General features: G+C 72.0%; 10 protein-coding genes. 8 read left to right on the forward strand and 2 right to left on the reverse strand.

The window, feature by feature from the left end; genetic code table 11:
* Window positions 1-35 precede the first annotated feature (35 nt).
* The 5 genes from C1A38_RS24740 to dapB all read left to right on the forward strand — a co-directional run bounded on the left by C1A38_RS24740 (window position 36) and on the right by dapB (window position 6,544).
* Complete coding sequence (locus tag C1A38_RS24740) at window positions 36-965, forward strand: bifunctional riboflavin kinase/FAD synthetase (protein WP_102660116.1); 930 nt, start codon at window positions 36-38, stop codon at window positions 963-965.
* Between the two features lie 209 nt (window positions 966-1,174).
* A complete protein-coding gene (gene rpsO, locus C1A38_RS24745; protein ID WP_102660117.1) occupies window positions 1,175-1,444 on the forward strand; it encodes a 30S ribosomal protein S15 in 270 nt (89 codons plus the stop codon).
* Between the two features lie 223 nt (window positions 1,445-1,667).
* Window positions 1,668-4,049, forward strand: coding sequence for a polyribonucleotide nucleotidyltransferase (locus C1A38_RS24750; RefSeq protein WP_102660118.1), 2,382 nt, complete (start codon window positions 1,668-1,670; stop codon window positions 4,047-4,049).
* 187 nt (window positions 4,050-4,236) lie between these two features.
* Window positions 4,237-5,565: a M16 family metallopeptidase gene (locus C1A38_RS24755; RefSeq protein ID WP_102660131.1), complete on the forward strand. Its 1,329-nt coding sequence runs from the start codon at window positions 4,237-4,239 to the stop codon at window positions 5,563-5,565.
* Window positions 5,566-5,776: 211 nt separating this feature from the next.
* Window positions 5,777-6,544 carry a 4-hydroxy-tetrahydrodipicolinate reductase gene (gene dapB, locus C1A38_RS24760; protein WP_102660119.1) on the forward strand — a complete coding sequence of 256 codons (768 nt, stop codon included), beginning with the start codon at window positions 5,777-5,779 and terminating at the stop codon, window positions 6,542-6,544.
* A gap of 37 nt (window positions 6,545-6,581) precedes the next feature.
* Here the strand turns inward: dapB and C1A38_RS24765 are convergent, their stop codons facing one another.
* Window positions 6,582-7,199 carry a GNAT family N-acetyltransferase gene (locus C1A38_RS24765; RefSeq protein WP_102660120.1) on the reverse strand — a complete coding sequence of 206 codons (618 nt, stop codon included), beginning with the start codon at window positions 7,197-7,199 and terminating at the stop codon, window positions 6,582-6,584.
* Window positions 7,200-7,234: 35 nt separating this feature from the next.
* On the opposite strand from C1A38_RS24765, the gene C1A38_RS24770 reads away from it, so the two are divergent.
* Window positions 7,235-8,521, forward strand: a complete 1,287-nt coding sequence (locus C1A38_RS24770) for a glycosyltransferase family 87 protein (RefSeq protein ID WP_102660121.1) — start codon at window positions 7,235-7,237, stop codon at window positions 8,519-8,521.
* Here the strand turns inward: C1A38_RS24770 and C1A38_RS24775 are convergent.
* Entirely contained in the window at window positions 8,420-8,971 is a 552-nt protein-coding gene (locus C1A38_RS24775) for a GNAT family N-acetyltransferase (RefSeq protein WP_102660122.1), read from the reverse strand. The two genes, C1A38_RS24770 and C1A38_RS24775, sit on opposite strands and share 102 nt — an antisense overlap.
* 79 nt (window positions 8,972-9,050) lie before the next feature.
* Between C1A38_RS24775 and C1A38_RS24780 the strand changes: the two genes are divergently transcribed.
* The gene (locus C1A38_RS24780; RefSeq protein ID WP_102660123.1) at window positions 9,051-10,280 is read left to right on the forward strand and encodes a winged helix-turn-helix domain-containing protein; all 1,230 of its coding nucleotides are present in this window, start codon (window positions 9,051-9,053) and stop codon (window positions 10,278-10,280) included.
* Between the two features lie 122 nt (window positions 10,281-10,402).
* Entirely contained in the window at window positions 10,403-11,008 is a 606-nt protein-coding gene (locus tag C1A38_RS24785; RefSeq protein WP_233197000.1) for a DUF2752 domain-containing protein, read from the forward strand.
* Window positions 11,009-11,059: the final 51 nt, after the last annotated feature.

Genomic DNA, 11,059 nt, shown 5'->3' on the forward strand with positions numbered 1-11,059 from the left:
GACACCGGCGACTTCGGCGACAGGAAAGGATCAGCATGCAGCGGTGGCGGGGGTACGACGCGGCGCCGGGGGGCTGGGGACGCGCGGTCGTCACCATCGGTGTCTTCGACGGCGTGCACAAGGGCCACCAGGCCACCATCGGGTACGCGGTGGCCCGCGCCCGGGAGTTGGGCGTGCAGTCGGTCGTGGTCACCTTCGATCCGCACCCGGCGGAGGTGGTCCGGCCGGGCTCCCATCCGGCGGTGCTCACCGAGCCGGCCCGCAAGGCGGAGTTGATCGAGGCGCTCGGCGTCGACGTGCTCTGTGTGGTGCCGTTCACGCCCGAGTTCTCCCGGCTGCCGGCCGAGGCGTTCGTCCATGACGTGCTGGTCGAGCACCTGCACGCCGCGCTGGTGGTGGTGGGGGACAACTTCCGGTTCGGGCACCGGGCGGCCGGGGACGTGGCGTTGCTGGAGCAACTGGGTCGTACCTTCGGTTTCGCCGTGGAGAGCGCCCCGCTGGTGGCTGAGGCCGGCACGGTCTTCTCCTCGACGTACATCCGCTCCTGCGTGGATGCCGGCGACGTGACGGCGGCGGCCAGTGCGTTGGGCCGGCCGCACCGGCTGGAGGGCGTGGTCGTCCGGGGCGACCAGCGCGGCCGGGAGTTGGGCTTCCCGACCGCGAACCTGCTCTGCCACCGGTACGCCGCGATTCCCGCCGACGGCATCTACGCCGCCCGGCTGATCCGGCGCGGCCAACGTGAGCCGCTGGGCGCGGCCGTCTCGATCGGTACCAACCCGACCTTCTCCGGGCGGGAACGTCGGGTCGAGGCGTACGCGCTGGACTTCACCGGCGACCTGTACGGCGAGCGGCTGGCCCTGGATTTCGTGGCGCATCTGCGGGGGCAGGTCCGCTTCGATGGCATCGAGCCGCTGGTGGCCCAGATCGCCCAGGACGTCGAGCGGACCCGCCGGGCGCTGGACTGACCCGCCGGGCGCGGCACTCAGTGGCCTCATCCGGGCGATCGGGACGAGGTGCTGGTAGGCTGGCGGAGACGTCGGCTGACCGACGTGAGTCCTCGCATGTCTGCTCGACGCCGCGGATGCGAGGACGGTCCGGAGACGGTCCCCAGCCTGTGGCAATTCAGCCTGGCCCGCACGGACTTGCATCGACAACCCACTGAAACAGGGAGAACATGGCGCTCGACCAGCAGGCAAAGGCCAAGATCCGCGAGGAGTACGCGACCGCCGACGGTGACACCGGGTCGCCGGAGGTTCAGGTCGCGGTCCTCACCAAGCGGATCGCCGATCTCACCGAGCACCTGAAGGTGCACAAGCACGACCACCACAGCCGCCGTGGGCTGCTGCTGCTGGTCGGCCGCCGCCGTCGGCTGCTCAACTACGTGCAGAAGAAGGACATCAACCGCTACCGGTCGCTCATCGAGCGGCTCGGCCTGCGCCGGTGACGTGAGACGGGGGAGTGGCCACCGGGCCGCTCCCCCGTCGGCGTCCCACCTCCAGACACGGGCTGCGGGCACCCAGACAGGGGAGCCGTCGGCGTACCGGTCTCCGGTAGTGGCCTCCGGGCATCCGGCATCTCGTCGGTGGTCCCGGGCGCTTCGATCGAAGACCGGCCGTCGGTACAGCTCCCGCTCGTGGCCCCCCGATGCGAAGGAGCATTGCCGCACCATGACCGAGACCAAACTCGGCACCGAATCCCGCACCGCCGTGATCGACAACGGGTCCTTCGGCACCCGTGAGATCACCTTCTCCACCGGCCGGCTGGCCCGTCAGGCTGCCGGCTCCGTCATCGCCCAGCTCGGCGAGACGGTCGTCCTCTCCGCCACCACCGCCGGCAAGCAGCCGAAGGAGCAGTTCGACTTCTTCCCGCTGACCGTCGACGTCGAGGAGCGGATGTACGCCGCGGGCCGCATCCCCGGCTCGTTCTTCCGTCGCGAGGGCCGGCCCAGCGAGGACGCCATCCTCACCTGCCGCCTGATCGACCGGCCGCTGCGCCCGTCCTTCGTCAAGGGCCTGCGCAACGAGGTCCAGGTCGTCGAGACGATCCTCGCGCTCGACCCGCAGCACCCGTACGACGTGGTGGCGATCAACGCCGCCTCGATGTCGACCAAGCTGTCCGGCCTGCCGTTCTCCGGCCCGATCGGGGCGACCCGGATGGCGCACGTCGACGGCCAGTGGGTCGCCTTCCCGACCCACGACGAGCTGAGCCGCGCCACCTTCGACATGGTGGTGGCCGGTCGGGCCCTGGCCGACGGCGACGTCGCGATCATGATGGTCGAGGCCGAGGCCACCGAGCACACCGTCAAGCTGGTCGCCGACGGTGCCCCGGCCCCCACCGAGGAGGTCGTGGCCAGCGGCCTGGAGGCCGCCAAGCCGGCCATCCGTGAGCTGTGCCGGGCGCAGAGCGAGCTGGCCGAGGTCGCCGCCAAGCCGGTCGCCGAGTTCCCGGTCTTCCTGGACTACCAGGACGACGCGTACGACGCGGTTGCCGAGGTCGCTCGCGCCGACGTCGCCGAGGCCCTCCAGATCGCCGGCAAGGCGGACCGCGAGGAAGCCCTGGACGCGATCAAGTCCCGCCTGGTGGAGGAGCTCGGCCCGCGCTTCGAGGGCCGGGAGAAGGAGCTGTCGGCTGCCTTCCGCTCGCTGACCAAGTCCGAGGTGCGCAACCGGGTCCTGCGTGAGCAGGTCCGCATCGACGGGCGTGGCCCGCGCGACATCCGGCCGCTGAGCGCCGAGGTCGGCGTACTGCCCCGGGTGCACGGCTCGGCGCTGTTCGAGCGCGGCGAGACGCAGATCCTCGGCGTCACCACGCTCAACATGCTGCGCATGGAGCAGGCGCTGGACACCCTCTCCCCGGAGAAGTCCAAGCGCTACATGCACAACTACAACTTCCCGCCGTACTCGACCGGTGAGACCGGCCGGGTCGGCTCGCCGAAGCGTCGCGAGATCGGCCACGGCGCGCTGGCGGAGCGGGCACTGATCCCGGTGCTGCCCGCGCGCGAGGAGTTCCCGTACGCCATCCGCCAGGTCTCCGAGGCGCTCAGCTCCAACGGCTCCACCTCGATGGGTTCGGTCTGCGCCTCGACGCTGGGTCTGCTCAGCGCCGGTGTGCCGCTGAAGGCCCCGGTGGCCGGCATCGCCATGGGCCTCATCTCCGACGAGGTCGACGGCAAGACCCAGTACGTGACGCTCACCGACATCCTCGGTGCCGAGGACGCCTTCGGTGACATGGACTTCAAGGTCGCCGGCACCCGGGACTTCGTGACCGCGTTGCAGCTCGACACCAAGCTCGACGGCATCCCGTCCGACGTGCTGGCCGCCGCGCTCCAGCAGGCCCACGAGGCCCGGCAGACCATCCTCGACGTGATGCAGCGGGCCATCGAGGCTCCGGCCGAGATGTCCGACTACGCGCCGCGGGTCACCACGGTGAAGATCCCGGTCGACAAGATCGGCATGGTGATCGGCCCGAAGGGTCAGACCATCAACGCCATCCAGGACGAGACCGGCGCCGAGATCTCCATCGAGGACGACGGCACGATCTACGTCGGCGCCACCAACGGCCCGTCGGCGCAGGCGGCGGTCGAGCGGATCAACGCGATCGCCAACCCGACCATGCCGAAGGCCGGCGACCGGTTCCTCGGCACGGTGGTCAAGACCGCACCGTTCGGCGCGTTCATCTCGCTGCTGCCGGGTCGTGACGGCCTGCTGCACATCTCCAAGGTGGGCGACGGCAAGCGGGTCGAGAAGGTCGAGGACTTCCTCAACGTCGGCGACCGGGTCGAGGTCGAGATCGCCGACATCGACCAGCGCGGCAAGATCTACCTGGACAAGGTCCGTCCCGAGGGTGCCGAGGCACCGGCTCCCGCCGAGGCGGGTGGCGAGCGGCCGGCCAGCCGTGGTGACCGGGGTGACCGTGCCCCGCGTGACCGGGGTGACCGTGAGCGCGGCGGTGACCGGGGCGGCCGTGGCCCGGAGCGGGGCGAGGGCGGCGAAGGCGGCGGCGAAGGTGGCGGCGATTCCCGGCCGCGCCGGCGCACCCGGCACAGCTGATCTCCCACCCGTACTGAACTGATCCGCTGACCGGCCGGGCGACGAAGTCGCCCGGCCGGTTCGTCACCGTCCACCACCCTCGTCGTACTGGAAGCAGGTTGCCGTGAGTCGTACCCGGCGTTCGTTCCCGTCCGTGGCTCGCCCGGGGGCGACGCCACCCGGCACCGACCGGCACGCCGTCGGCACCATCCGGTCGGCCGGCGGCTCGACCCGGGCCGTCACCCGGACGCTGAGCGAGGACCCCCTGGGGGGTACGGTGCGCCGCACCGTGCTGCCCAGCGGGCTGCGGGTACTGACCGAGGCGATCCCGGCGATGCGGAGCGTCTCGTTCGGCATCTGGGTCGCCGTCGGATCGCGGGACGAGACCGGGCCCACGGCCGGAGCCGCGCACTTCCTGGAACACCTGCTGTTCAAGGGCACCCACAAGCGGGGCGCGCTGGAGATCTCCTCGTCGATCGAGGCGGTGGGCGGTGAGACAAACGCCTTCACCACGAAGGAGTACACCTGCTACTACGCCCGGGTGCTCGACGAGGACCTGCCGCTGGCCATCGACGTGATGTGTGACCTGGTCGCCGACTCGGTGCTGGAACCGGCCGATGTGGAGACCGAGCGGGGCGTGATCCTCGAAGAGATCGCCATGCACGACGACGAGCCGGGCGACGAGGTGCACGACCTGTTCGCCCGGGCCGTCTACGGCGACCATCCGCTGGGCCGGCTGATCTCCGGCACCTCGGACACGGTCACCCCGATGACCCGCCGTCAGATCCAGACCTTCTACCGGCGTCGGTACGTCGCGCCGCAGATCGTCATCGCCGCCGCCGGCAACCTCGACCACGCCGCCGTGGTCCGGCTCGTCCGGCAGGCGCTGCGCGGCACCCCCCTGGACACCGACCCGGCGTCGCCCGCGCCGCACCGACCGGCCACCCCGGCGGTACGCACCCGGGCCGCCAGCACTGTGGTGCAGGTGAAGGAGACCGAGCAGGCGCACGTCGTGCTCGGCTGCCCGGCCATCGACCGGCTCGACGAGCGTCGCTTCGCGCTCGGCGTACTGAACAACGTGCTCGGCGGCGGCATGTCCAGCCGGCTGTTCCAGGAGATCCGGGAGCAGCGAGGGTTGGCCTACTCGGTCTACTCCTACGCCAGCCAGTACGCCGACAGTGGACTGTTCGGCGTCTACGCCGGTTGTGCGCCCGGGCGGGTCGACGAGGTGCTGGAGCTGACTCGCGCCGAACTGGCGCGTACCGCCGAACAGGGCATCACCGAGGCCGAGCTGGCCCGGGGCAAGGGGATGAGCAAGGGGTCGTTCGTGCTCGGCCTGGAGGACACCGGCTCGCGGATGAGTCGACTGGCCAAGGGTGAGCTGCTCTACGGCAACCTGATGCCGGTCAACGAACTGCTCGACCGGGTCGACGCGGTCACCCTGGACGACGTCAACACCCTCGCCGCCGACCTGCTCGCCCGACCCATGTCCCTGGCAGTCGTCGGCCCCTTCGCCAACCGCGACTTCTCCGCCTGACCGTCCCCGCCCCGCCCTGCTCGCCCCGCCCTGCTCGCCCCGCCCTGCTCGCCCGGGCTGGTCTCGGGGCGGGCGGAGATCAACACCGTTACGGCGCGATGGCGGTGACCCGGTCGGCCGGATACCGCCACTGCGGCGTAACGGAGTCGATCACGCCGTATCTGCTGCCTCTGGCGGTGGCTGCGGAGCCGCTTGGGATAGGTTGTGCCGCGTGACTGACGAGCGGGAAAAGGGTGGGCCGATCCGGGTCGGCGTGCTGGGTGCGCGGGGTCGGATGGGTGCCGAGGTGTGCAAGGCCGTCGACGCCGCTGCCGACACGACGCTGGTGGCGGCGGTGGACCAGGGCGACGAACTGGCTGCGGTGGCGGACGCCGGTGCGCAGGTGGTGGTCGACTTCACCACCCCCGGTGTGGTCATGGACAACCTGCGCTGGTGCATCGAGCAGGGCATTCACGCGGTGGTCGGCACCACGGGCTTCACCGAGCAGCGCCTCGACCAGGTGCGCGACTGGTTGGCAGGCAAGCCGGGCGTCGGCGTGGTGATCGCCCCGAACTTCGGCATCGGCGCCGTACTGATGATGCAGTTCGCGGCCCGCGCGGCCCGGCACTTCGAGTCCGTCGAGATCATCGAGCAGCATCATCCGCGCAAGCTCGACGCGCCCAGCGGCACCGCCACCCACACTGCCCGCCTGATCGCCGCGGCCCGCGCCGAGGCCGGCCTGGGCCCGGTGCCGGACGCCACCGCCGACGAGGTCGCCGGTGCCCGGGGCGCCGACATCGACGGGGTACGCGTGCACGCCGTTCGTGCCACCGGGCTGGTCGCCCACCAGGAGGTGCTCTTCGGCACCACCGGTGAGACGTTGACCATCCGGCACGACTCGTACGACCGGGTCTCGTTCATGCCCGGCGTGCTTGTCGCGGTCCGCGCCGTCGGCAACCGCCCCGGCCTGACCGTCGGCCTGGACCCACTGCTCGACTGACCGTTCGAGACCGGTCAGGAGCCCGCGTGGTGGGCCTTCAGGAGGCGTCGGTCGGCTCGGTGGGGACGGTCGGGTCGGTGGGGGTGGTCGGCTCGGTGGGGACGGCGACGTGCAGCCGGAGCTGGGGGACCAGCATGTCGTCCACGTCCAGCGCGCGGCCCGCGCCGTCGGGTTCCCAGCCGGCGGCGGTGAGGAACTTGCGGGACGCCTGGTCGCCCTCGAACACCCAGGCCAGGGCCGTGCTGAAGCCGGATTCGCGCCACAGGTCGACGCTGGCGGCCAGCAGTCGGCTGCCGTGTCCACGGCGGCCCCACCGGGGCTCGACCAGCAGGTCGGTCACCGCGACCACGTCCGGGCCGAGGGCCTCGGCCGGCTCGTTCGGGGCCAGCGCCTCGGCGTCGACCGGACCGGAAGCGGCGAAGCCCACCAGATACGATTGCTCGGCCTGCTCGACGGCGACCAGTACCCGATGGTTCTCGCTGGGCGGTTGACGTACCGCAGCGTCCCAGCGTTGGGCGAGCAACGCCTCGTCGAGGTTGGCCAGCACGTGCCGGGGCAGCAGTCGCCGGTAGGCGACCCGCCACGTGGCGAGCTGGATGCGTGCGATCTCGCCGGCGTCCTCGGGACGCGCCGGGCGGACAAACCCGAGAGCCATGGGACGACAGCCTACGCAGGGTGAGGGAGGCGACGGTGGCGCAGGGTGCCAGGCGGACGGTCGGACAGATCGTCGTCGTGGTCGTGCTCGCTGTCGCGGTGGCCGCCTTCCTGTCCGTGGCGGCGGCCCGACACGGCTTCTTCGACCTCCAGGTCTACCGGGGGGCGTTGGTCTGGTGGGCCCGCGACGGCGGGGAACTCTACGACTACCTGCGCCCCGGCACCCAGTACGGCTTCACCTATCCGCCGTTCGCCGCGTTGCTGATGCTGCCGATGGCGTACCTGCCCTGGCACGCGGCGATCGTGGTGAGCGTGGTCGCCGGCGTGGCGACCAGCGCGGTGTTGATCTGGTGGCTGCTCGACCCGGTGTCGCGCCGGGCCGGCTGGACCCGCTGGTTCGCCTTCGCGGTGGCGCTCTGCCTCGCCGCCGCGTTCGAGCCGGTGCGCGAGACCATCAACTTCGGCCAGGTCAACACGCTGCTGTTGTTCCTCGTCGCGATGGATCTGCTGCGGCTGCTGCCGGGCGGCAGCCGGTGGGCCGGCATCGGCATCGGCCTGGCCACCGCGATCAAGCTCACGCCGGGCATCTTCATCGTCTACCTGCTGGTGACCGGTCGCATCCGGGCCGCGGTCACCGCTGTCGCCGCCGCCACCGGGGCGACGGTGCTCGCCGCGGCGCTGTTCCCGGACGCCTCCCGGGAGTTCTGGACCACCGCGTTGTGGAACACCGGCCGGGTCGGTGAGCTGGCGTTCGTCTCCAACCAGTCGCTGCGTGGCGTGGTGGCCCGGCTCGACCCGACCAGCCCCAGCTCAGTGGCCTGGCTGGCGCTGGTGGCCGCGACGGTGGCGTTCTGGGTGTGGCGGTCCCGCGCCGCCGTGTCCGCCGGGAACGAGGCCGCCGGCCTGGCCCTGACCGGCGCGGTGATGTGTCTGGTCAGCCCGGTCACCTGGGTGCACCACCTGGTCTGGCTGCTGCCGGCGCTGCTGCTGCTGGTCGAGGGCGCCGTGGCCGCGCCGTCGCGCAGCCGCCGACGCCGCCTGCTGCTGGCCGCCGCGATCGTCGGGTACGGGTTCCTGATCAGCCGGATCGTCTGGGCATGGGAGAAGGACTTCACCGGCCTGGACGGGTTCGTGTTCAGCAACACGTACGTCTGGATCAGCCTGGCGCTGCTGGCTCTCCTGCCGGTGCGCGGAGCCGTCCGGGCCGACGGGCCGGCGGTCTCAGTCGTCGAGCCGTCCGGTGTAGCGCAGCTCGACCAGGCCGAGCGGCGTACGCCCGCCGGACAGCGGCACCTGATAGGTCGACCGCTCACCGTCCGGTGACAGCCCGGCCCGCTCGTAGAAGCGGCGGGCCCGATGGTTGTCCGCCAGCACCCAGACCCGGTACTGCGTCCAGCCCCGCTCACGCAGGCCGGCCCGGGCCGCCGTGAAGAGGGCCTTCGCGGTGCCGTCACCCCAGTGCTCGGGTGCCACGTACATCGCCACCACCTCGCCGTACGTCGGGTCGAGGTCACCCCGGTCCTGGTTGTTGCGGTACGGCCCGAAGGTGGTGAACCCGGCGAGCACGCCGTCGATCTCGGCGAGCAGGGTGGTGAACGGGTGCTCCGGTTCGGCGGTGCCGAGATCGCGGCGGCGTTGTGCCCAGGCGACCGGGTTGAGCCGAGCCAGCACCTCGTCCGGCATGATCCCGGCGTACCCGGCCCGCCATCCGCTGATGTGCACCCGGGCGATCGCCTCGGCGTCGGTGGCCTGCTCGCGGCGGATGGTCGGCATGACTGCCGTTCTACGCGGCCGACGACGGCAGGTCCAGCGTGGCGCACGGGTGTCGTACCGCTGACGTAGCCTGCCCGCGATGGCCACCAAGGAATCGCTCTCGCTCGCCCAGGCCCGGCGCATCGCGCTGGCCGCACAGGGCTTCGCCGACCCTGCGCCCACCGGCGCGCCCACCCGCCGGCACCTGGGTCGGGTGCTCGACCGGGTCGGCCTGATCCAGATGGATTCGGTGAACGTCCTTCAGCGGGCGCACTACCTGCCGCTCTACAGCCGGATCGGGCCCTATCCGACGTCGCTGCTCGACACGGCCGCCTACCGCGCCCCCCGGGCGCTGTTCGAATACTGGGGGCACGAGGCGTCGCTGGTGCCGGTCGGCCTGCATCCCGCGCTGCGCTGGCGGATGGTCCGGGCACAGGCCGAGGCCTGGAGCGGCATGCGCCACATCGCTCAGGAGCAGCCACAGCTGGTGGCCTGGGTCCGCGACGAGGTGGCCGCCCGAGGGCCGCTGACCGCCGCCGAGATCGAGCACGACGCCCCCCGAACGACAGGCAACTGGGGATGGAACTGGTCGGCGGTCAAGCAGGCCCTGGAGTTCCTCTTCTGGGCCGGTGAGGTCTGCGCCGCCGAGCGCACCACCTCCTTCGCCCGCCGCTACGACCTGCCCGAACGGGTGCTGCCGGCCGAGGTGCTGGCCGCCCCGACGCCGACCGACGCCGAGGCGTACCGCACGCTTGTCGGCATCGCCGCCCGGTCCCTCGGGGTGGCCGCCGAGCAGGAGCTGCGCGACTACTTCCGGCTGCCGGTGGCCGGGGCCCGGCAGGCCATCGCCGAGCTGGTCGAGGCGGGGGAGCTGAGACCGGTCACGGTGCAGGGCTGGCGGCATCCGGCCTGGCTGCACACCGACGCCCGGCTACCCCGGTGGGTACGCGGCAACACGCTTGTCAGCCCCTTCGACCCGCTGATCTGGGAACGTGCCCGTGCCGAGCGGCTGTTCGACTTCAGCTACCGCATCGAGATCTACGTGCCGGCGGCGAAGCGGGTGCACGGCTACTACGTGCTGCCGTTCCGGCAGGGTGAACGCTTCACCGCCCGGGTCGACCTGAAGGCCGACCGCAAGGCCGGCGTGCTGCTGGTGCCGGCCGCCTGGATCGAGCCGGGCGCCGACCCGGGGGAGACCGCCGTGGCGCTGGCCGCCGAGCTGTACCGCCTGGCCGGCTGGCTGGGCCTGGACGCGGTGGCGCCGCCGGCCGCCGGTGACCTCGCCGCCCCGCTGGCCGCCGCCCTGCTGGGCGTGTCCGGTGTACGGTGAGGCTCGTGACGAGCGTTGACCGGCCGCCCGCCCAGCCGCACCCGCCGACCGGCGAACCAACCCCCACCGCACCCGGCGCTGCACCGAGCGGCGCGGCATCGAGCGATGCCGGGCCGAGCGGTATGGGGCAGGCCGCTGCCGCGCCCGGCGCTGTTGGGCTGGGCGAAGCGGAGCCGACCCCTGCCGGGGCGGACGGAGCCTGGCCGGGCGGTGTCGCGCCGCACGGTGGGGGGCAGGGTGAGTGGCTGCAGGGATATCCGGGCGGCTATCCGGTGGCCGAGTCGGATCGGCTGTCCCGGTTCGTCGCGCGGCTGCACGCTCGTACGCCCCGCTGGGTGGTGCCGTTGGCCGCGCTCGGCTGCGTCGGCGCGGGCATCGGCTACACCCTGATCAGCGACCCCACCCGGTCGGCGCCGGACGCCCTGCCGAGCTGCCTGCTCAAGTTGACCACCGGGCTGGACTGTCCGGGCTGTGGTGGCACCCGCGCGCTGTGGTACGTGCTGCACGCCGACCTGCCCGCCGCCGCCCGGCACCATTTCCTCTTCGTCTTCGCGCTGCCCTTCCTGGCGTACTTCTTCATCGCCTGGGCCGGCAAGCAGGCGTTCGGTTGGCGACTGCCGGAGCTGCGCGTCGGCCCGAAGGCGGTAGGCGTCTTCCTCGCCGCCTGGCTCGCCTTCTCCGTAGCCCGCAACCTCCCCTGGTACCCCTTCACCACCCTCTACGTCTAACTCGAAAATCGACCGTAACTTGACGTGCGGCAGCATCCCGCGTCGCGGAGC

This window comes from Verrucosispora sp. ts21 (genome assembly GCF_002879555.1).
GTDB classification, from domain to species: domain Bacteria; phylum Actinomycetota; class Actinomycetes; order Mycobacteriales; family Micromonosporaceae; genus Micromonospora; species Micromonospora gifhornensis.